This window comes from Phenylobacterium sp. (assembly GCF_031984885.1).
Lineage (GTDB): Bacteria > Pseudomonadota > Alphaproteobacteria > Caulobacterales > Caulobacteraceae > Phenylobacterium.
In genome coordinates this window covers 71,805-92,410 of sequence record NZ_DAMABV010000006.1, presented here as the reverse complement: position 1 = coordinate 92,410, position 20,606 = coordinate 71,805, and the positions used below count along the sequence as shown (strand labels likewise).

Here is a 20,606-nt window from a genome sequence, read left to right as displayed (position 1 = left end):
CCTTATGATCTTGGTGATCGATAACTACGACAGCTTCACCTACAACCTGGTTCACTATCTGAACGAGCTGGGGGCGGAGACGCTCGTCTATCGCAACGACGCATTGAGCGTCGAAGAAGCGCTGGGCCTGAAGCCGCAGGGCGTCCTGCTCTCGCCCGGCCCCTGCACGCCCAACGAGGCGGGGATCTGCCTGGAGCTGCTGGCCGCCGCGCCCGACGACCTGCCGATCCTGGGCGTCTGCCTGGGCCACCAGGCGATCGGCCAGGCCTATGGCGGCGAGGTCGTGCGCGCCAAGGCGATCATGCACGGCAAGACCAGCGCCATCCACCACGAGGGCAAGGGGATCTTCGCGGGCCTGCCCGAGCCGGTGACCGCCACCCGCTACCACAGCCTCTCGGTCGAGAAGTCGACATTGCCCGAGGTGCTGGAGGTGACCGCCTGGACCGAGGACGGCGAGATCATGGGCTTCCAGCACAAGGCCAAGCCCGTCCACGGCGTGCAGTTCCACCCCGAGTCCATCGCCACCGAAGGCGGCCACGCCATGCTGGCCAACTTCCTCAAGCTCGCGGGCGTTGAGCCCCAGGTCGACGCCTAAGACATGTCCGACGCCTTCAAGCCGCTTCTGGGCCGCCTCGCGGACGGTGGAACCCTGACCGAGGACGACGCCGGCGAGTTCTTCGCCGCCTGCCTGCGGGGCGAACCCACCCCGGCGCAGGTCGCCGCCGCCGTCACCGCCATGCGCATGCGCGGCGAGACGACCGGCGAGATCACCGCCTGCGCCCGCGCCATGCGCAAGGCCGCCGTCACCCTCGACCATCCGTTCCAGGTGATGGACGTCTGCGGCACCGGCGGCGATGGGCTGCACACGCTCAACGTCTCCACCGCCGTGGCCTTCGTCGCCGCCGGCGGCGGGCTGAAGATCGCCAAGCACGGCAACCGGGCGGTGTCGTCGCGCTCGGGCGCCGCCGACGTGCTGACCGAGCTGGGCGTGAACCTCGCGGCCACCGCCGAGCAGCAGTTGCGGGCGCTGGACGAGGCCAATGTCGCGTTCTTCTTCGCCCCGGCCCACCACAGCGCCATGCGCCACGTGGCCCCGATCCGCACCGACCTGGGCTTCCGCACGATCTTCAACCTGCTGGGCCCGCTGACCAATCCGGCCCACGCCCAGCGCCAGGTGATGGGCGTTTTCGCCGACCGCTGGGTCGAGCCGCTGGCCCGCGTGCTGGGCGCGCTGGGCGCCGAGCGGGCCTGGGTCGTCCATGGCGGCGGGCTCGACGAGATGACCACCACGGGCGAGACGAGCGTGGCCGAGTACCGCGACGGCCAGGTGCGCCTGTTCACCATCACGCCCGAGGCCGTGGGCCTGCCCCGCTCGGCCCTGGCCGACCTGACCGGCGGCTCGCCGGCCCAGAACGCGGTCGCCCTGCGCGAATTGCTGGACGGCGCGAACGGCGCCTATCGCGACATCGTGCTGCTGAACGCCGCCGCCGCCTTCCTGGTCGGCGAGAAGGTCGAAACCCTGCGCGAGGGCGTCGAACTGGCCGGCCAGGTCATCGACGACGGCCGCGCCAAGGCCGCCCTGGCCAAGCTCGTCGAGGTCACCACGACGCCATGAGCGACATCCTCGACAAGATCGCCGCCTACAAGCGCGAGGAAGTGGCCGAACGCAAAGCCGCGCGGTCGCTGGCCGAGCTCGAGGCCGCGGCCCAGGCGGCGTCCCCGCCGCGCGGCTTTCGCGCCGCCCTGGAACGCGCCCACGCCCCCGGCAAGCTGGCCCTGATCGCCGAGATCAAGAAGGCCTCGCCGTCCAAGGGCCTGATCCGCGAGGACTTCGATCCGCCCGCCCTCGCCCGCGCCTACGAGGCCGGCGGCGCGGCCTGCCTGTCGGTGCTGACCGACGGCCCCAGCTTCCAGGGCGCCGATGCGTACCTGACCGCCGCTCGCGACGCCGTCGCCCTGCCCGCCATCCGCAAGGAATTCCTGGTCGATCCCTGGCAGGTCCCCGAGGCGCGCGCCCTGGGCGCCGACGCCATCCTGGTGATCCTGGCCATGGTCGACGACGCCCTGGCCGCCGACCTGATGGCCGAGGCCGCCCGCCTGGGCATGGACGCCCTGGTCGAGGTGCACGACGAGGACGAGATGGCGCGGGCCGGCAAGCTCGGCGCGACCCTGGTCGGGGTCAACAACCGCAACCTGCGGACCTTCGAGACCGACCTGGCCATCACCGAGCGGCTGGCCGAGGCCACGCCCGCCAACGCCCTGCTGGTCACCGAAAGCGGAATCTTCACGCCGCTGGACGTCACCCGGCTGGAGCGCTGCGGCGCACGGGCGATGCTGGTCGGCGAGAGCCTGATGCGGCAGGCCGACGTGACCGCCGCGACCCGCGCCCTGCTCGGCTGAGTCGCCCGGGCGGCCGTCTTGCGACCGAAAAAGCCTGGCTTTTCAAAGGCTCAACGGTAACTTGACATTAACCTAGAACACCTAGAGAACATTCGTGACGTTAGCGCTTTGTTCTCAAGGGCTCGACAGCCATGCTCACCCGTAAACAACACGAACTTCTCATGTTCATCCATGAGCGGATCAAGGAAACCGGGGTCTCGCCATCGTTCGACGAGATGAAGGAAGCGCTCGACCTGGCGTCGAAATCAGGCATCCACCGCCTGATCACCGCGCTGGAAGAGCGCGGCTTCCTGCGCCGCCTGCCCCATCGGGCCCGGGCGCTGGAAGTGGTGAAGCTGCCGCAGCAGGCCACGACCACCGCCCCGCCCAAGGGCCGTTCGCCCTTCAAGCCGCAACTGGTCGAGGGCGGCGAGGCGCCGGCCATGCCGATCGCCAACGACACCCGCGAACTGCCGATCCTCGGCCGCATCGCCGCCGGCACCCCGATCGAAGCCATCCAGCAGGAACGCGACCGGATCCCGGTGCCGGAAACCATTCTCGGTGCGGGCGAGCATTTCGTGCTCGAGATCGCCGGGGATTCGATGATCAACGCCGGCATCCTCGACGGCGACTATGTGGTGATCCGCAAGACCGACACGGCCAACTCCGGCGACATCGTCGTGGCCCTGGTGATGGGCGAGGAAGCCACCCTGAAGCGCCTGCGCAAGAAGGGCGCGTCCATCGCGCTCGAAGCGTCGAACCCGGCCTATGAGACCCGCATCTTCGGACCCGACCAGGTCCAGGTTCAGGGCCGCCTGGTCGGCCTGATCCGCCGCTACCACTGATCGCGGCTCAGCGACTCCAGGGCCGCTGACCGCGCAGGTCCTGCGCCCACACGATCCGCCAGCCCGCCGCCGTCCGATAGAGTTCGGCCGAACCGCCCCTGGCGAAGTCCGCCGCCGTCAGCGTCAGCGCCGCCGGGCACGGCGGGGCGTCACCGCGGACGACCACCACCTCGGCCCACTGGCAGAACAGCGGCTGCTTCTTCTCGATGGTCGAGACGCGGCGGGTGAAGATCGCGGCGATGCGGGGATCGGCGATCGCCTGGCGCGGCGCGCACGACCAGCGATCGCAGTCGTAGCCCGCGTCCCGCGCCTCCTGGCTCGCCACGCTCAGGCCCCGCCGGCGCGCCCACAGCTCGGCCGCGAAGAGCTTGGCGTCGGGACGAAGCAGCACCGCCTGGTCGCCACGCCGCACCGCCACCGTCGCCCCGTCGGCGGATATCCACGCATCGGGCGCGGGCGGACGCGGGCAGAGCCAGACGCTGAGCGCCAGCGGCAGGCCCAGCCAGCGCAGCGGCCCCTTCCAGAGGCAGAGCCAGAGGATCCCGACGAAGGCGGCCGGCAGCGTCCAGGCCGGGGCGCTGGCGAAGATCCGCTGGCTGCCCGGCAGGCCCGCCACCCAGGAGGCGATCAGGTTCATGGTGTCGATGGCCACGTCCGCCGCCGCCAGGGGCACGGCGCCCAGGCCGAGCGGGGCCAGCACCGCCCCGACCGCCAGGGCCGGCATCATCAGGAACGACGAGATCGGCGCGGTCAGCAGGTTGGCCACCAGCCCGAAGGTCGAGACCCGGTTGAAATGCTGCATGGCGAACGGCCCGGTCGCCAGGCCGGCGACGAAGCTCACCCCGATGCTGGCCGCCGTCCATACGCCGAGCGCCTGCACCGCCCGGATCGGCCAGGGCGTGTTGATCTCCTTGGCCGGCCGCGGCCAGGCTTCGGCGAGCGCGACCAGGGCCGCCGTGGCGGCGAACGACATCTGAAAGCCCGGCTGGGCCACGGCTTCCGGCTGCAGCGCCAGGATCACCAGGGCCGCGATGGCCAGGGTGTGCAGGCTGATCGCCCGCCGATCGACGAGAATCGCCAGGAATGCGGCGCCGGCGGTGATCGCCGCCCGCTCGGCCGGGCTCGGCGCGCCGGAGATCACCAGATAGAGCAGCACCGCCAGCAGGCCGGCCGCAGCGGCGAGCTTCTTGGACGACACCCGCAGCGCCGCCCATGGCCAGGCCGCGACGCCGAGCCGCACCGCCGCGAAGGTGAACCCGCCCACGATCGCCATGTGGAGGCCGGAGATCGAGATGATGTGCGCCAGGCCGGACGCGCGCAGGTCCTCGACCTGCTCCCTGGGGACGAAGGCCTCGTGGCCGGTGATCATCGCCGCCGCCAGCCCACCGCTTTCCACGCCCATTTCCGCGACGATGCGTTTGGCCAGGGCCCATCGGATCGCGTTGATCTTCATCTGCAGGGCCAGCCGCCAGGGCGGCGACGGTGCGGCGGCGATCTCGGCGACCGGCGTCAGCGCGAATCCCACCCCGCCGATCCCGTCGAAGAAGGCGTCGCGCGCGAAGTCGTAGGAACCGGGACTGGCGGGCGGCGGCGGGGCGTTGATCATCCCCTTCACCGACACCGTGCTCCCCGGCGCCGGCAGGGCGTCGTCGTCCCGCAAGGTGATTCTGATCCGGATGGGGGTCGCCTCGGGCGCAAGGCCACTGATGGCGATGGGCGCGATGACCAGCCGCGCGCCGCCCTGGCCGGGGCTGGCGACGTCGACGACGAAGCCCTCAATGAGCCGAACGCCCCCGCCGGCCGGCGCGATCGGGGCGCGAACGGCCTGGGTGCGCAGCTTGGCCGCCGCGAAGCCGCCGAGGGCGAACGCCGCCAGGACCAGGGCCACGGTGGCCGCACGGCCCAGGTTCAGCCGCGACGAGACCAGCAGCATCGCCCCGGCCATACCCAGCAGCATGAAGGCCACGATCGCCAAGGGTTCGCCCGGCAGCGCGAGGTAGACCGCCGCGCCGCCCCCGAACGCGACCGGCGCCCAAAGGCTCGTCGTCTGCACGGAGGCTTGATCGCCAAACCATGTTGCGACGCGGCGAAAACCGGGACGGGGCGAAAAGCGCGTGTTAAGAGGCGCCGCGCGCACGTCAGGCGCGCCAGCCAAAGTCACAGCCTCCACCTCGATGTCCGACCGTCCCGTCGTCACCCGGATCGCCCCCTCGCCCACCGGCTCCATGCACATTGGCACGGCCCGGACGGCGCTTTTCAACTGGCTTTATGCGAAGCATACCGGGGGCAAGTTCCTGCTGCGCATCGAGGACACCGATCGCGAGCGCTCGACCGACGCGGCGGTGCAGGTGATCTTCGACGGCCTCGACTGGCTGGGCCTGAAGCCGGACGCCGAGCCGGTGTTCCAGTTCGCCCGCGCCGACCGTCACCGCGCGGTGGTCGAGGAGATGCTGGCCCGCGGCGGCGCCTATCGCTGCTACATGACCCCCGACGAGCTCGAGATCGAGCGCGAGGCCGCCCGCGCCGAAGGCCGCGTGATCCGCTCGCCGTGGCGCGATCGCGGCGCCGGCAACTATGACGAAGGCCAGCCCTACGTCGTGCGCCTGAAGAGCCCGCTCGAAGGCGAGACGGTGATCGCCGACCAGGTGAAGGGCCAGGTCACCTTCCAGAACAAGACCCTGGACGACCTGATCCTGCTGCGCTCCGACGGCAGCCCGACCTACAACCTGGCCGTCGTGGTCGACGACCATGACATGGGCATCACCCATGTGATCCGCGGCGACGACCACCTGAACAACGCCGCGCGCCAGACCCTGATCTATCAGGCGATGGACTGGGAGGTTCCGGTCTGGGCCCACCTGCCGCTGATCCATGGCCCCGACGGGACCAAGCTGTCCAAGCGCCACGGCGCCCAGGCGGTCAGCGAATTCGACGACATGGGCTATCTGCCCGAAGCCATGCGCAACTACCTGGCCAAGCTGGGCTGGGGCCATGGCGACGACGAGATCTTCTCCGACGCGCAGGCGATCAGTTGGTTCGACGTCAAGGACGTGGTCGGCGCCCCCGCCCGCCTGGACTGGGACAAGCTGAACCACCTGAACAACCACTACATCCGCCAGGCCGAGCCTGCGCGGCTGGCCAAGCTGGTCGTCGGCGTCCACAAGAGCCGCGACTTCCCGCTGCACGACGGCGACGACGTGATCATCGAGCGGACCGTTCCGCTGGTCCGCGACGGCGCCAAGACCATGCTCGAACTGGCCGACGCGACGGTGTTCGCGCTCAAGCGCCGCCCGCTCGAACTGCCCGAGAAGGCCAAGGGCCTGCTCACCGACGAAACCCGGGGCCGGCTCTTGCGCCTGCGTGCGCACCTGGACGGCCAGGCGACCTGGGAGGTTCCGACCCTGGAGGCGGCCCTGCGCGGCTTCGCCGAAGCCGAGGGCGTGGGCATGGGCAAGTTCGGCCCGGCCTTACGCGGCGTCCTCTCGGGAGGCTCACCGGCCCCGGATCTGGCCGGAGCCCTTGTGAGCCTTGGGAAACCGGAAAGTTTGGGGCGTCTCGACGACGCGCTTTCACAGCCTGCATAAGGCGCTATAAGGCACCCTGAAACGGGCGTTTAACTCCTGCAAGACGGAAGGAATGGCATGGGCGACACGGCTAAGGTGAGTTTCGACGGCAAGTCGGTCGAGCTGCCGATCCTCAAGGGTACGGACGGCCCCGCCGTCGTGGACATCCGAAAACTCTACGCCGAGGCCGACGTCTTTACCTATGACCCGGGCTTCACCTCGACGGCGAGCTGCGAGAGCAAGATCACCTTCATCGACGGCGACAAGGGCATCCTGCTGCATCGCGGCTACCCGATCGACCAACTGGCCGAGAAGTCGAGCTTCCTCGAGGTCTGCTACCTCCTGCTGAACGGCGACCTGCCGAACGCCAAGGAGTTCGAGACCTTCGAGCACAACATCACCTATCACACGATGCTGCACGAGCAGTTCGATAGGTTCTTCATGGGCTTCCGCCGCGACGCCCACCCGATGGCGATCATGGTCGGCGCCGTCGGCGCGCTGTCGGCCTTCTATCACGACAGCACCAACGTGGATGATCCGGAACAGCGGATGATCTCGTCGCACCGCCTGATCGCCAAGATGCCGACGATCGCGGCCCGCGCCTTCAAGTACTTCCGCGGCCAGCCGTTCGTGCACCCGCGCAACGACCTGTCCTACTCGGAAAACTTCCTGCGCATGTGCTTCTCGGTCCCGGCCGAGGACTGGAAGCCGAACCCGGTGCTGACCCGCGCCATGGACCGCATCTTCATCCTGCATGCGGACCACGAGCAGAACGCCTCGACCTCGACCGTCCGCCTGGCCGGTTCGTCGGGCGCCAACCCGTTCGCCTGCATCGCGGCCGGCATCGCCTGCCTCTGGGGCCCGAGCCACGGCGGCGCGAACGAAGAAGCGCTGAACATGCTCAAGGAGATCGGCACCGTCGATCGTATTCCCGAGTACGTTCAAGGCGTTAAGGACCGCCGCTATCGCCTGATGGGCTTCGGTCACCGCGTCTACAAGAACTACGACCCGCGCGCGACCGTGATGCAGAAGACCTGCCACGAAGTGCTCGCCGAGGTCGGCCACGGGGACGACCCGCTGCTGAAGGTCGCGATGGAGCTGGAAAAGGTCGCCCTGAACGACCCGTACTTCATCGAACGCAAGCTCTATCCGAACGTCGACTTCTACTCGGGCATCACCCTGCGCGCCCTCGGCTTCCCGCCGGAGATGTTCACCGTGCTGTTCGCCCTGGCCCGCACCGTGGGCTGGATCAGCCAGTGGAAGGAAATGATCGAGGATCCGTCGCAGAAGATCGGCCGCCCGCGGCAGATCTATACGGGCTCGGCCCAGCGCGACTACATCTCGGTCGACAAGCGCTAAGCCGCTTCACGGCGCCTGAGAATTCAGCCCCGTCCGGTCCGCCGGGCGGGGCTTTTTCTTAGGGATACGCCTGGGTTGCAGCGCCGCCCGATGCTCGTAAGCTGGACTGCGCCAACCCACAGGAGCACGCCGATGGCGTTCATGGCGAAACTGAACGAGCCCCACATCACCCGCGACATGTACGAACAGGTGCGCGCAGAGATCGGCTGGGATCAAAACCCGCCGGCGGGATGCGTGCTGCACATGGCGTCTTTCGATGAGGCCGGCGCGCACACCGTCGACATCTGGGACAACGAGGAGGACCTCAAGGAGTACCTGGAGGACCGCTTCTTCCCGGCGCTGCGCAAGCTGGGCGTCTCCACGGTGAATCCGACCTGGTCGGAGATGCACGTCTGCGCCGCCGCGCCGGAGATCCAACGCTACGTGCTGGACGCCACGCCGCTAAGATCGCGCGGCTAGCACCTTCAGGACGGCGTCCGCCGCGGCCTCCGACGGATCGGGGCCGCCGCGGCCCATCTTCAGGAGCGCGGCCGTCTGCGCCTCGACCTGGCGTTCGCGCAAGGCGGGGTCATCCAGGCGTTTGGCGACCTCGCGGGCCAGGGCCGGGCCATTGCAGTCGTCCTGCACCAGCTCGGGGGCCACGAAGTCCTTGGCGGCGATATTGAACAGCGTGATGTAGGGCGTGCGGATCAGGCGCTTGAGGATCGCGTGGGTCATCGCGCCCAGCCGATAGCCCACGACCATCGGCACGCCGGCCATGGCCAGTTCCGTGGTCACGGTGCCCGAGCAGGCCAGGGCGACGGTCGCCGCCTTCATGGCGTCGAGCTTGGCGTCCTCCCCTTCGACGACGTGCGCCCAGGAGGCGGCCTGCGCCTTGACCGCCTGCGCCACGGTCGGGGCCGCCGGAATGACGACCTCCAGGTCGGGACGCTGCACCTTCAGGATCGCCGCCGCGTCCGCGAACGGCGGCAGGATCCGGCTGATCTCGCCCGGCCGGCTTCCCGGCAGCACCAGCAGCACCGGCGCGGTGGGCGAAATTCCCAGCCGGGCGCGCAGGCGAGCGCCGTCGGCGCCCGAGACGTCCAGCGTCAGGGCCGAGTTGCCGACGAAGGTGACCGGCAGGCCCTCGGCCTCGAAATACGGCGCGTCGAACACGTGGATCGACAGCAGGTGATCGACGCTCGCCGCCAGGGTCTTGGCGCGGCCCGGCCGCGTCGCCCAGACCTGCGGGGCGACGTACTTGATCAGCGGCAGCTTGGGATCGAGCTTGCGCAGTTGCTGCGCCACCCGCAGCGTGAAGCCCCAGGAGTCGATCAGCACCACCACGTCGGGCTTCTCGCGCCGCGCCAGGGCCACCGTGTCCTCGACCCGGGCGACCACCTTGCGGTAGGCCAGAAGGCCCTCCAGCAGGCCCAGGATCGACAGTTCGGCGATGTCGAAGGGGCTTTCGACGCCTTCCGCGGCCATCCGCTCGCCGCCGACGCCCACGAAGCGCACGCCCTCGCCCAGACGCGCGCGCAACGCCCTGGCCAGGCCCGCGCCACGGTCGTCGCCCGAGGCTTCGGCCGCCACCAGCATGACGCACAGCGGCTTGCTCACGGCGCTTCGGGCGGCTCCACGCCCACCACGAACAGCCCCAGTTCGTCGGCCAGGGCGATCACGGCCTCCCGGTCGAGCACCAGCAGCCTCCCCACCTCGCCCGCGACCCCGGCCAGGCCCGCCTGGGCGGCGCGCTGGATCGTGCCCAGGCCGATGGTCGGCAGGTCGATGCGGGTTTCCTGGATCGGCTTGGGGGCCTTGGCCAGCACGCCGCGCGGCGCCTCGGCGGTTCCGCGGATGGCGCGCGGCAGCTCGGCCACGCGCCGCAGCATGGCGTCGGTGCCCTCCTGCGCCTCCACGGCCAGGACCAGGCCGTCGCAGACGACCGCGCCCTGCCCCACGTCGAGCTGGCCGATGGCGCGGGCCACCCGCAGCGCATGCTGGACGTCGGCCATCTGCTCGGCGCTCGGCGTGACCGCGCCCAGCGGGCCGGCCCCCAGGGTCAGGTCGCCCATCACTTCGTGGGCGCCCTCGATGGCGAAGCCTTCCTTCTCGAACTCGCCCAGGAGCTGGCGCAGCAGGGCGTCGTCGCCCTGGCGCGCCGCGGCGATCACGCCCGGCAAGGCCATCAGGCCGCGCAGGTCGGGGGCGAGCGACTTGAAGTCCGGCCGATCGACCGTGCCGACCAGGGTCACGGCCTTGCAGCCGGCGCGCTTGAGCGCCTTGAAGCACTTGCCGAGCTCGGCGATGCCGATGTCGGCGCCGGGAAATCGGGCGATCTCCTCGCCGGCGAAGCCCTTCAGGCGGATGATGAAGAACGGGCGGCCGGCGCGCTCGCAGTGCTGCGCGATCTCGACCGGCAGGTTCCCGCCGCCCGCAATCAGGCCGAGCTTCTGCACGCCCTAGACCTCCCGCTCCGGCAGGCAGAGCGGACGGCTGGCGTCGGCGCGGATGAAGTCGATGATCTCCATGACTTCGGGCGTGTCGGAATAGGTCTCGACGGTGTCGTCCAGGCGTTCCTGGAAGGTGCCCTCGTCGGCGAACAGCATGCGATAGGCCGCCCGCATGGTGTTGATGGTCTCGCGGCTGAAGCCGCGCCGCTTCAGGCCCAGCAGGTTCAGGCCCTCGAGGTGGGCGTGATTGCCCCAGACCGAGCCGTAGGGGATGACGTCCTTCACCACCGCGGCCAGGCCGCCGATCATCGCGTGACGGCCGACGCGGGTGCGCTGGTGGACCGCCGCCAGGCCGCCGACGATGACGAAGTCGGCGATCTCGCAGTGGCCGCCCAGGGTCGCCTGCTTGGTCAGGATCACCTGGTCGCCGACGACGCAGTCATGCCCGACATGGCTCTCGATCATGTAGAGGCCGTCCGAGCCGACCCTGGTGATCCCGCCGCCGCCGACCGTGCCGGTGTTCATCGTCGCGTGCTCGCGCACGACGTTGCGGTCGCCGATGACCAATTGGGTGTCTTCGCCCTTGTAGGCGGTGTGCTGCGGCGGGCCGCCCAGCATGGCGAACGGATAGACGGCGTTGTCCTCGCCCAGCGTGGTCACGCCCGCGACCACGACATGCGAAATCAGTTTGGTCCGCGCGCCCAGCGTCACGTTCGGGCCGACCGTGCAGAACGGACCGATCACGACCCCGTCGCCCAACTGGGCCTTGAGATCGACGACGGAGCTGGGATGAACTTCGATGCTCATGGGGTTTCCACCAGCATGGCGGCGAACTCCGCTTCGGCAGCGGTCTTTTCGCCCACCATCGCCTTGCCTTCGAACTTGAACAGCCCCCCGCGGACGCGCAGCACCTTGACGTGCATGCGCAGGACGTCGCCCGGCCGCACCGGCTGGCGGAAGCGGCAGTTGTCGACCGAGGTGAACAGAATGGTCTTGCCGGCGCGATCGACGTTCAGGGTCTTCGACATCAGCACCGCGCCGGTCTGGGCCATGGCCTCGACGATCAGCACGCCCGGCATCACCGCGTAGTCCGGGAAGTGCCCCTGGAAGAACGGCTCGTTGATCGTCACGCACTTGATGCCGACGATGGATTCGTTGGGCCGATAGGCCTCGGCGCGATCCACCAGCAGGAACGGATAGCGGTGCGGGATCCGCTCGAGGATCTCAGAAATATCGATCGAGACCTCGGCCACCGCCGCGTCGTTGCTCATTTTTCCGTTCCTTTGCGGTTGGCGGAGCGCGACAGCCAAGCCACCTCCCGCATCCAGCGTCGAATGGGTTGTCCCGGCACCCCGCCCCAGGTCTCGCCTGCGGGGATGTCGCGGAACACGCCGGCCGCGGCCGCCACCTGGGCGCCGTCGCCGATGTTCACATGGTCGGCGACGCCAGCCCGGCCGCCGAAGGCCGCGCCGTCGCCGATCACGACGCTGCCGGAGATGCCGGTGTGCGCAGCCATGACGCAGTTCCGTCCCACACGCACGTTGTGGGCGATCTGCACCAGGTTGTCGATCTTGGTGTTCTCGCCGATCACCGTGTCGTCGAACGCGCCGCGGTCGATACAGCTATTGGCGCCGACGGTGACGCCGTCCTGCAGGATCACGCGGCCAAGCTGGGGGATGTCCACGACGCCCTTGGCGCCGCCGGCCGCCCCAAAGCCCGGTTCGCCGATCACGGCGCCGGCCAGGATCCTGACCCGGTCCCCCAGCAGGGCGAAGCCGAGGGTGACGTTGGCGCCGATCACGCAGTCACGGCCGATGGTCACGCCCGGCCCGATCACCGCATTGGCGCCGATCTCGGTCCGCGCCCCGATGCGCGCGCCTGGACCGACCACCGCGCCGGGGGCCAGCAGAACGCCCTCCTCCAGCACGGCGTCGGCGGAGACGGCCTCGCGGCCGACGTGGCGACGCGCCCGGTGCAGCCGGTTGGCCGCCGCGGCGTAGGCCGCCTGCGGGGTCGGCGTCACCAGGGCCACGCAGCCCTCCGGCGCCAGGTGTTTGTCGCGGGCCGTCAGAAAGACCGCAGCCGCCTTCACGACGGCCAGGTCGGCCGCGTACTTCTTGTCGGTCAGGAAGGTGACGGTGTCGGCCTGGGCGCTGGCCAGGACGGCGACGCCGCGGACCTGGCGTTGGCCTTGATCCGGAGCGGCGAGTTCGGCGCCTGTCAGGCTCGCCAGGTCTGCGAGCGTGACAGGGCCGAGGTCTTCAAAGAATCGGGGGTCGGGCATGGGATTCCTCAGCTCGACCCGCCTTTATCGCGAGTCGCGCCCTACTTGCGGGTCGCCGGCGCCGCAGCCGCGGCCGGAGCCGCGGTGGTTTGGTCGAGGCGCTCGCGGTCGAACGTGAACTGGGTGATCTTCGCGTTCAGCGCGGTCACGACCGGCTGGCTGATGTCCATCGCCGGGTTCGAGATCACGACGCTCTCGCGGTTGATCAGCAGGCTGCACTGACGCTGTTGATAGACTTGGCCGATGATCGGCGACAGTTCCTGATAGACCCGGCCCAGCGCCTTCTGCTGCGTGGCCTGCATCTCGCGGCTACGCTGCTGTTCCTTGCGCTGATAGGCGTTGGCCTTGACCTGCAGGGCCGCGGCGCGGGTCTCGAAGGTGTTCTGGTCGAGAGAGGCGCGCTGGCCTTCCAGGGTCTTGGCTTCGTTCTGGATGGCGTTCTGCTCGGCGGTCAGCTCGGCTTCGACCTGGGTCGCGATCTGCTGGAGACGCGTCTGGACGTACTTGCCGACCGTCGAGGTCCCGATCGCCCCTTCCACCGAGACCGTGCAGACGCCGGGCAGCGCCGGGCCGTGAGTCACCGCAGGCGCCGCCGGGGCGGCGGGCGCAGCCGCTTGCGCGAAGGCCGCGCTGGAAGCGGAAGCAGTGATGGCGGCGACGCAGGTCGCCGCGACAAGGGCTTTGATCGTCATGAGGTGAACTTAGAACCTGGTTGAGGTGGAGAACCGGAAAGTTTCGGTCTTGTCGTAGTCTTCTTTGGCCAAAACTTGGCTGAAGTCGAATCGGATGGGGCCCATCGGCGAGCGCCAGAACACCGAGAGGCCGGCCGAGGCCCGCAGCGACAGGTCGTCGTGGATCAGCGGGTCGACGGTGCCGTCGGCCTTGAGCTTGTCCTTGTCGTCCAGCAGGCCGAGGGTGCCGACGTCGGTGAACAGCGCGGCCTTGATGCCGTACTGCTCGGGCAGGAAGGTCGGGATGGTCAGTTCGGCCGAACCGATGGCGTAGGCGCGGCCGCCCAGGGCGTCCGACCGTCCGAAGTTCGTGTCGCGCGGGCCGATGCCCGCGGTCTCGAAGCCGCGGAAGTTGTTGCCGCCCTTGTAGAACCGGCTGTTGACCCGAACCGTATCGCCGCTCCAGCCGGCGATATAGCCGCCTTGGCCGGTCACGCTCAGGATGAAGTTCTTGTTGAAGCCGTAGTACCAGCCGCCGGTGGCTTCGGTACTGATGTAGTTCACGTCGCCGCCGATGCCGGCCAGGTCCTGGCTGACGTCGAAGCGGAAGCCGCGGGTCGGATTGATCGGATCGTTCCGGCGGTCGTACAGGTAGGTGTAGCCGATCAGCGACGTCAGGTACTTGCCGCGCTGGGCGCAGAGCGACAGCGACACCAGCGGCATGGTCGGATCGCAGTAGGCGTCGTCGATCTGCACGTCTTCCTGGCGGAGCGTGTAGCGGGTCGACATCCGCGAGTTCAGGGTCAGCGGGAACGCCATGCGGATGTTGCCGCCGACGGTGACGGTCTTATAGGCCGAGTACTCGGTCAGGTCGTAGCGGTAGGAATAGAGGTCCACGCCGGCGCCCAGGTCGCGGCCCAGGAAACGCGGCTCGGTGAAGCCGAAGTCGATCTGCTGGCGCAGCGAACCGACCGACACCCGGGCCCGCAGGCTCTGGCCGCGACCGCGGAAGTTCCGCTCGGTGACGCCCAGGTCGAGGATCAACTGGTCGACCGAGGAGTAGCCGGCGCTGAAGGAGAGCTCGCCCGTGGGCTGCTCTTCGACCCGGACCTGCAGGGTCGTGCGATCGGGCGCCGAGCCCGGCGCCTCGTTGATGGTGACGTCCTTGAAGAAGCCGAGCGCGCGGATGTTGTTGCGCGAACGGTCCACGAGCGCGCGGTTGTAGGCGTCGCCCTCGACCAGGTTCATCTCCCGGCGGACCACGTAGTCCAGGGTGCGGGTGTTGCCGGTCACGTCGATGCGCTCGACATAGACCCGCGGTCCCTCGCGCACCTGGAAGACCACGTCGACCAGGCCGGTCTCGCGATTGGGCGTGTAGCGCGGACGCACGTCCACCGCGGCGAAGCCGGCGGCGCCGGCCGCGAAGGTCAGCGAGTCGGTCGCCGCCTCGATCTTCTCGTCCTGATAGATCTCGCCCGAACGGATCGGCACCAGTTGCTGGAGGACGTTCTTGTCCAGCTTCTGCAGCTCGGTCTCCACCGAGATCTTGCCGAACCTGTATTCCTTGCCTTCGTCGAGCGTGTAGCTGACGACGAAGCCGTTCTTGTCGGGCGCCAGCTCGGCGATCGCCGACACCACCCGGAAGTCGTAGAAGCCGCGGTTGCGGTAGTGCTTGCGCAGTTGCTCCTTGTCGTATTCCAGGCGGTCGGGGTCGTAGTTGGCGTTGTTCGAGAAGAACTTGTACCAACTGCTCTGCTCGGTCACGACCACGTCGCGCAGGTCGTTGTCCGAGAACTCCTGGTTGCCCAGGAAGTTGACGCGCAGCACGCCGCTCTTGGGGCCTTCGTTGATCTCGAAGATCAGGTCCACGCGCTTCTGGGGCAGTTCGACGATCTTCGGCGTCACGGTCGCCGAGATCCGGCCCGAGCGGCGATAGAGCTCGACGATCCGCTGCACGTCCTGCTGGACCTTGGCGCGGGTGAAGATGCCGCGCGGGCGCACGGTCACCTCGTCGCGCAGCTTGTCTTCCTTCAGGCCCGAGTTCCCCTCGAAGACCACCTTGTTGATGATCGGGTTCTCGACGACCGTCACGATCATGTCCGAGCCCTGCAGATCGATCTTCACGTCGGCGAAGAGGTCGGTGCGGAACAGGGTCTTCAGCGCCAGGTCGGCCTTGGCCGGATCCAGGGTCTCGCCCGGCTGGATCGGCAGGTAGGAGAGCACGGTCGACTGCTCGATCCGCTCGTTGCCCCGCACGATGATCCGCTGGACCACGCCGGACTGCTGCCCCATGTCCTGGGACTCAGGCGGCGTCGCCTGTTCCTGCGCCAGCACGGCGCTGGGAACGACAAGCGCCGTCGAGCCCATCAACAAGGCGAGGCCGGAGGCGAGCGCGGCGCGGCTAGCGCGGGGTCTTTGCATCGTATCAGCCGTCAATGGAAAAGCGCGGGTTTCAGGAGAAAACGCCGCCAAGGATTTTGAACACACGCAGTTGCTGCAGATCGTTCCAGGTCGCGAACAACATCAATCCCAGGAGCAGCGCAAGCCCCACCCGGTAGCCCGCCGCCTGCACCCTCGCCGCAAGCGGACGACGGGCCACCGCCTCGTAGGCGTAGAACAGCAGGTGGCCCCCATCCAGGACAGGGATTGGGAGCAGATTCATGAAGCCGATGCTCACCGAAACGAAAGCCGCCAGTTGGAGCAGGTTCACCCCGCTGCCGAGGATCATTCCCCCGACGTCGGGCGCGCCCTCCGCTCCAGCCTGGGCGACCTTGCCGGAGATTCGGGCGATTCCGAGAGGCCCGCTGAGCTGATCGGGCGAAACCTGGCCCGTCACCATGCGCCCGAGGTAGTAGACGGTGGTCTCCAGCGTGCGCCAGGTGCGCTGCACGCCGCCCGCCAGCGCCTCGAGCGGGTTGTAGCGGACGTGTTCGAAGTCGTCGCGGGTCTGGGCGGGCGTCAGGCCCAGCATCCCCTGCCGGCGGGTCCCGGCCAGGGAGTCGGTGCGCTCGACCCACTGCGGCGTCGCGCTGATCTCGACCTGCCGCCCTGCCCGCTCGACCACGAAGGCGGTCGGGACGTTGGCGCGGACCTGCACGATCTCGGCGACCTCGTCGAAGCCCTTGATGCGCCGGCCGTCGGCCTCGACGATCAGGTCGCCGGCCCGGAAGCCGGCCGCCTCGGCCGGGCTGCCCGGCTGCACCGAGGCGATCTTCGCCGGCAGCACATACTGGCCGAACGCCAGCAGCAGCGAGGCGAACAGCGCCACCGCCAGCACGAAGTTGGCGATCGGCCCGGCGGCCACCACGATGGCGCGCTGCCAGAGCGGCTTGAAATGGAAATAGCGGGCGACGGCGTCCCGGCCCTCGCGCCGCGCGATCGTCTCGCGCATGGCGTCCAGGTCTTCGGAGTCCGGCACGCTGGAGGCGTTCTCGTCGCCCGTGAAGCGCACATAGCCGCCGAGCGGGATCCAGCCGACGCGCCATTCGACCCCGGACCTGTCGGTCCAGGCGGCGATCGCCTTGCCAAAGCCGATGGAGAACCGGTCGATGGCCACCCCGAACATCTTGGCGGCCAGGAAGTGGCCCAGCTCGTGAATCGTCACGACCAGCCCGAGCACCAGCACGAACGGGACGATGAAGGTCAGGGCGGTGAGGATGAAATCAAGCACCTGCTGTCACTCCTCCGGGCCTAGCGCCCCAGGCCGGCGACGACCTCGCCGGCGACGCGGCGCGCCAGCGTATCGGTATGCCTTGCGTTCTCGAGCGTGTCGCCATGTGCCGCCCCCGCGACAAGGCCCTGAGTCTCGACGCGTTCGAGGGTCTCAGCCACCGTGGCGGCAATATCGAGAAAGCCAATCTTGCGGTCAAGGAAAGCGGCCACTGCGACCTCGTTGGCGGCGTTCATCACCGCGGGCGCGGCCCCACCGGCCGCCAATGCTTCTTTGGCGATCTTCAAGGCGGGAAAACGGCGCAGGTCCGGTTCTTCGAAGGTCAATTGTCCGATGGCGGCCAAATCCAGCTTCGGGGCCGGCCAGGGCAGCCGATCGGGCCAAGCGAAGGCGCAGGCGATCGGCGTGCGCATGTCGGGCGCGCCAAGCTGCGCCAGCGTCGATCCGTCGGCATATTCGACCAGGCTGTGGATGATGGACTGCGGATGGACCAGGACGTCCACGCGCTCGGACGGCATCGAGAACAGGTAGGCCGCCTCGATCATCTCCAGGCCCTTGTTCATCATGGTCGCCGAGTCGATGGAGATCTTGACGCCCATGTCCCACTTGGGGTGCGCCACGGCCTGTTCGGGCGTGGCATGGGCCATCTGCTCCAGGGTCCAGCCCCGGAACGGTCCGCCCGAGGCCGTCAGGATCAGCCGGCTCACATGCTGGGCGTTCATCGGGTCCAGCACCTGGAAGATCGCCGAGTGCTCGGAATCGACCGGGATCACCGCCCCGCCGGCGAACTTGGCGGTCCGCAGCAGCGAGGGCCCGGCGCAGACCAGGCTCTCCTTGTTGGCCAGGCCGATCACCGCGCCCGCCCTGGCCGCGGCCATGGTCGGGGCCAGCCCTGCGAACCCGACGATGGCCGACATCACCCACTGGGCCTCGGCGGCGGCGGCGTCCGCCACCGCGCCCGCGCCCGCGGCGGCCTCGACGCCGGAGCCCTTCAGGCGCTCGCGCAGTTCGCCATACCTGGCCTCGTCCTCGACGACCGCCAGCTTGGGCCGCCAGCGCAGGGCCTGCTCGGCCAGCCGCTCGACGTTCTTGCCGGCGGTCAGGGCGGTCACCTCGACCTCCGCTCCAGCCTTATCCAGCAGGTCCAGGGTCGAGACGCCGACCGAGCCGGTGGAACCCAGAACGCTGACGCGGCGAGGCAAAGTCAATGCGCCCATCCCCAATGATTGATCAGCCGCGCCGCGGCCAGGACGACCACGGCGAACATCAGACCGTCGACCCGATCAAGCAAACCGCCGTGGCCCGGAATCAGGTCCCCGGAATCCTTCACGCCGAAGCGGCGCTTCAGCATCGATTCCCACAGGTCGCCGGCCATGGTCGCCAGGCCGCCCAGCAGGCCGATCAACGCGCCGGCCGGCACGCTGAGCACGATGGCGCTGAACGCGGCCATCGCCGCGCCCGTCGCCGCCGCGGCCGCCAGGCCGCCGATGAAGCCCGACCATGTCTTGTTGGGCGAGAACCGCGGCCAGAGCTTGGGCCCTTTCAGGGCGCTGCCGACGGCGAAGGCCGCGATATCGGCCGCCCAGGCGACGACGAACAGCAGGATCGTCCACTGACGGCCCTCGGGCATGCCCCGCAGCCAGACCAGGCAGACGACGGGAATGGCCAGATAGATGACCCCGAACGCCGCATTGGTCGGTCTCTCGGCCACTCCGCGGGCCACCAGGGCTGCTGCGGCCGCGCCCAGCGCCGCCGCCGCCCAGGCCAGGGGCATGTGCTTCTGATAGGCCAGGAACGCCGCCGCCAGGATCGCCACCGTCAGGGCGGTGGAGACCCGCACCGGCGCCGTCGGCGCGGTCATCGCGCCCCACTCGATCGCCAGCAGGGCGACCGCGATGGCGACCAGGACCAGGAACATCCAGCGCAGGCCCGGCAGGTCCGAGAACCACACGGCCCCGAGCACCGCCGGCACCAGGACGGTGGCGGAGGCGACGCGAACGCCCAGATTGGCCCAATCGAAGCGTCTAGCCTGCGGCAAGGACATCATCGGCCACGGCGCCGCCGTAGCGCCGCTCGCGCTTTTGGAATTCTTCGATCGCCGCCCGCAGATAGTCGGCATTGTAGTCGGGCCAGAGCACGTCCTGGAAGACGAACTCCGAATAGGCCGTCTCCCAGAGCAGGAAATTCGAAAGCCGCTGCTCGCCGCTGGTGCGGATGACCAGGTCGGGATCCGGCAGGCCGCTCGTCGACAGCTTGCTCTGCAGCAGCTCCTCGGTGATGTCCTCGGGCTTGAGCCGCCCGGCGGCGGCCTCGGCGGCCAGGGCGCGCGCGGCGTCCACCTGGTCGGCGCGGCCGCCGTAGTTGAACGCGACCTGCAGGAAGAACTTGTCGTTGTGCGCCGTCTGGCGCTCAGCGCGCTCGACGATCTCGGCGACGTCCGGCGGCAAGCCGGCGCGGCGGCCCAGGATGCGGACCTTCACGCCCTCACGCGCCAACTTGTCGAGATCGGAGTTCACATACAGCTTCAGCAGCCGCATGACCTCGGCCACCTCGCCGGCGGGCCGACGCCAGTTCTCGGTCGAGAACGCATAGAGGGTCAGCCAGCGCACGCCCTGGGCGGGCGCCGCCTCGACGACGCGCCGGATGGCGTCGACGCCCTTCGGATGCCCGACCTGGCGCGGCAGGCCGCGGCGCTTCGCCCAGCGGCCGTTGCCGTCCATGACGATCGCCACGTGCAGGGGCGCGTGCGGCGCGGGCTGCTCTTGATCGATCGTGGCCATGGGTTCCCGTTCGTCCTCGATCCAACTGGGACGATTAAACCTGCATGATCTCTTGTTCTTTGGTTTTCAAGGCTTCGTCGACGCGCTTGATCGCCTCGTCGGTAAACTTCTGAATCTCGGTCTCCATGCGGCGCTGCTCGTCCTGCGTGATGACGCTGTCCTTCTCGGCCTTCTTCAGGTCGTCGTTGGCGTCGCGGCGGACGTTGCGGATCGCGATCTTCTGCTGCTCGGCGTATTTCCCGGCGATCTTGGCCAGGTCCTTGCGGCGTTCCTCGGTCAGCGGCGGGATCGGCACGCGCAGGCTCTGGCCGTCGACGACCGGGTTCAGGCCCAGGCCCGCATTGCGGATCGCCTTCTCGACCGAGACCACCAGGCCGCGGTCCCAGATGTTGACGCTGATCGAGCGCGGCTCGGGCACGCTGACCGAGCCCACCGTGTTCAGCGGCACGCTCGAGCCGTAGGCGTCGACCATCACCTGGTCCAGCAGGCTGGCGGAAGCCCGCCCGGTCCGCAGGCTCGCGAACTCGTCCTTCAGGGCCGTGATCGCCTTGTCCATGCGGTCCCGATATCGCGCCAGGACCGGCTTTTCCGCAGCAGCCATAGGAATTTCTCCTAGATTTGTC

At 69.0% G+C, this 20,606-nt stretch carries 20 protein-coding genes; 7 read left to right on the top strand and 13 right to left on the bottom strand.

The window, feature by feature from the left end; genetic code table 11:
* Positions 1 to 4 precede the first annotated feature (4 nt).
* The 4 genes from RTL41_RS10790 (at position 5) to lexA (ending at position 3,224) form a co-directional block, all read left to right on the top strand.
* Positions 5 to 595: an aminodeoxychorismate/anthranilate synthase component II gene (locus RTL41_RS10790; RefSeq protein WP_312164202.1), complete on the top strand. Its 591-nt coding sequence runs from the start codon at positions 5 to 7 to the stop codon at positions 593 to 595.
* A gap of 3 nt (positions 596 to 598) precedes the next feature.
* On the top strand, positions 599 to 1,615 hold the full coding sequence (gene trpD / locus RTL41_RS10785; RefSeq protein ID WP_312164200.1) for an anthranilate phosphoribosyltransferase: 1,017 nt from the start codon (positions 599 to 601) through the stop codon (positions 1,613 to 1,615).
* Entirely contained in the window at positions 1,612 to 2,400 is a 789-nt protein-coding gene (trpC, locus tag RTL41_RS10780; RefSeq protein ID WP_312164198.1) for an indole-3-glycerol phosphate synthase TrpC, read from the top strand. Before trpD ends, trpC begins: the two co-directional genes overlap by 4 nt.
* A gap of 131 nt (positions 2,401 to 2,531) precedes the next feature.
* Entirely contained in the window at positions 2,532 to 3,224 is a 693-nt protein-coding gene (lexA, locus tag RTL41_RS10775) for a transcriptional repressor LexA (protein WP_312164196.1), read from the top strand.
* Positions 3,225 to 3,231: 7 nt separating this feature from the next.
* Here lexA and RTL41_RS10770 read toward each other — a convergent pair whose 3' ends face one another.
* Positions 3,232 to 5,277, bottom strand: a complete 2,046-nt coding sequence (locus tag RTL41_RS10770) for a ComEC/Rec2 family competence protein (protein WP_312164194.1) — start codon at positions 5,275 to 5,277, stop codon at positions 3,232 to 3,234.
* Positions 5,278 to 5,398: 121 nt separating this feature from the next.
* Between RTL41_RS10770 and gltX the strand changes: the two genes are divergently transcribed.
* From gltX to RTL41_RS10755, 3 genes are all read left to right on the top strand, one after another.
* On the top strand, positions 5,399 to 6,808 hold the full coding sequence (gene gltX / locus RTL41_RS10765) for a glutamate--tRNA ligase (RefSeq protein ID WP_312164192.1): 1,410 nt from the start codon (positions 5,399 to 5,401) through the stop codon (positions 6,806 to 6,808).
* 57 nt (positions 6,809 to 6,865) lie between these two features.
* Positions 6,866 to 8,146, top strand: a complete 1,281-nt coding sequence (gltA, locus tag RTL41_RS10760; RefSeq protein ID WP_312164190.1) for a citrate synthase — start codon at positions 6,866 to 6,868, stop codon at positions 8,144 to 8,146.
* A gap of 132 nt (positions 8,147 to 8,278) precedes the next feature.
* The gene (locus RTL41_RS10755) at positions 8,279 to 8,605 is read left to right on the top strand and encodes a hypothetical protein (RefSeq protein WP_312164188.1); all 327 of its coding nucleotides are present in this window, start codon (positions 8,279 to 8,281) and stop codon (positions 8,603 to 8,605) included.
* Here RTL41_RS10755 and lpxB read toward each other — a convergent pair.
* From lpxB to frr, 12 genes are read right to left on the bottom strand one after another with little or no spacing between them, the layout of a single operon-like run.
* On the bottom strand, positions 8,588 to 9,745 hold the full coding sequence (lpxB, locus tag RTL41_RS10750; RefSeq protein ID WP_312164186.1) for a lipid-A-disaccharide synthase: 1,158 nt from the start codon (positions 9,743 to 9,745) through the stop codon (positions 8,588 to 8,590). The genes RTL41_RS10755 and lpxB overlap by 18 nt on opposite strands.
* Positions 9,742 to 10,584, bottom strand: coding sequence for a UDP-2,3-diacylglucosamine diphosphatase (gene lpxI / locus RTL41_RS10745; protein WP_312164185.1), 843 nt, complete (start codon positions 10,582 to 10,584; stop codon positions 9,742 to 9,744). Before lpxI ends, lpxB begins: the two co-directional genes overlap by 4 nt.
* Positions 10,585 to 10,587: 3 nt before the next feature.
* On the bottom strand, positions 10,588 to 11,385 hold the full coding sequence (lpxA, locus tag RTL41_RS10740; RefSeq protein WP_409418323.1) for an acyl-ACP--UDP-N-acetylglucosamine O-acyltransferase: 798 nt from the start codon (positions 11,383 to 11,385) through the stop codon (positions 10,588 to 10,590).
* Positions 11,382 to 11,849 (bottom strand): 3-hydroxyacyl-ACP dehydratase FabZ, encoded by a 468-nt coding sequence (fabZ, locus tag RTL41_RS10735; RefSeq protein ID WP_312164183.1) that lies wholly within the window; start codon positions 11,847 to 11,849, stop codon positions 11,382 to 11,384. Before fabZ ends, lpxA begins: the two co-directional genes overlap by 4 nt.
* Complete coding sequence (gene lpxD, locus RTL41_RS10730) at positions 11,846 to 12,862, bottom strand: UDP-3-O-(3-hydroxymyristoyl)glucosamine N-acyltransferase (RefSeq protein ID WP_312164181.1); 1,017 nt, start codon at positions 12,860 to 12,862, stop codon at positions 11,846 to 11,848. The genes fabZ and lpxD overlap by 4 nt, the downstream gene beginning before the upstream one ends.
* A gap of 41 nt (positions 12,863 to 12,903) precedes the next feature.
* Positions 12,904 to 13,554, bottom strand: coding sequence for an OmpH family outer membrane protein (locus RTL41_RS10725; protein ID WP_312164180.1), 651 nt, complete (start codon positions 13,552 to 13,554; stop codon positions 12,904 to 12,906).
* A gap of 9 nt (positions 13,555 to 13,563) precedes the next feature.
* Positions 13,564 to 15,954, bottom strand: a complete 2,391-nt coding sequence (gene bamA / locus RTL41_RS10720) for an outer membrane protein assembly factor BamA (RefSeq protein WP_312164178.1) — start codon at positions 15,952 to 15,954, stop codon at positions 13,564 to 13,566.
* A gap of 31 nt (positions 15,955 to 15,985) precedes the next feature.
* Positions 15,986 to 17,203, bottom strand: a complete 1,218-nt coding sequence (gene rseP / locus RTL41_RS10715; protein WP_312164176.1) for an RIP metalloprotease RseP — start codon at positions 17,201 to 17,203, stop codon at positions 15,986 to 15,988.
* Positions 17,204 to 17,223: 20 nt separating this feature from the next.
* On the bottom strand, positions 17,224 to 18,420 hold the full coding sequence (dxr, locus tag RTL41_RS10710) for a 1-deoxy-D-xylulose-5-phosphate reductoisomerase (RefSeq protein WP_312164174.1): 1,197 nt from the start codon (positions 18,418 to 18,420) through the stop codon (positions 17,224 to 17,226).
* Positions 18,408 to 19,250, bottom strand: a complete 843-nt coding sequence (locus RTL41_RS10705; protein WP_312164172.1) for a phosphatidate cytidylyltransferase — start codon at positions 19,248 to 19,250, stop codon at positions 18,408 to 18,410. The genes dxr and RTL41_RS10705 overlap by 13 nt, the downstream gene beginning before the upstream one ends.
* On the bottom strand, positions 19,228 to 19,983 hold the full coding sequence (locus RTL41_RS10700) for an isoprenyl transferase (RefSeq protein WP_312164170.1): 756 nt from the start codon (positions 19,981 to 19,983) through the stop codon (positions 19,228 to 19,230). Before RTL41_RS10700 ends, RTL41_RS10705 begins: the two co-directional genes overlap by 23 nt.
* A gap of 34 nt (positions 19,984 to 20,017) precedes the next feature.
* Positions 20,018 to 20,584 carry a ribosome recycling factor gene (gene frr / locus RTL41_RS10695; protein WP_312164168.1) on the bottom strand — a complete coding sequence of 189 codons (567 nt, stop codon included), beginning with the start codon at positions 20,582 to 20,584 and terminating at the stop codon, positions 20,018 to 20,020.
* Positions 20,585 to 20,606 lie beyond the last annotated feature (22 nt).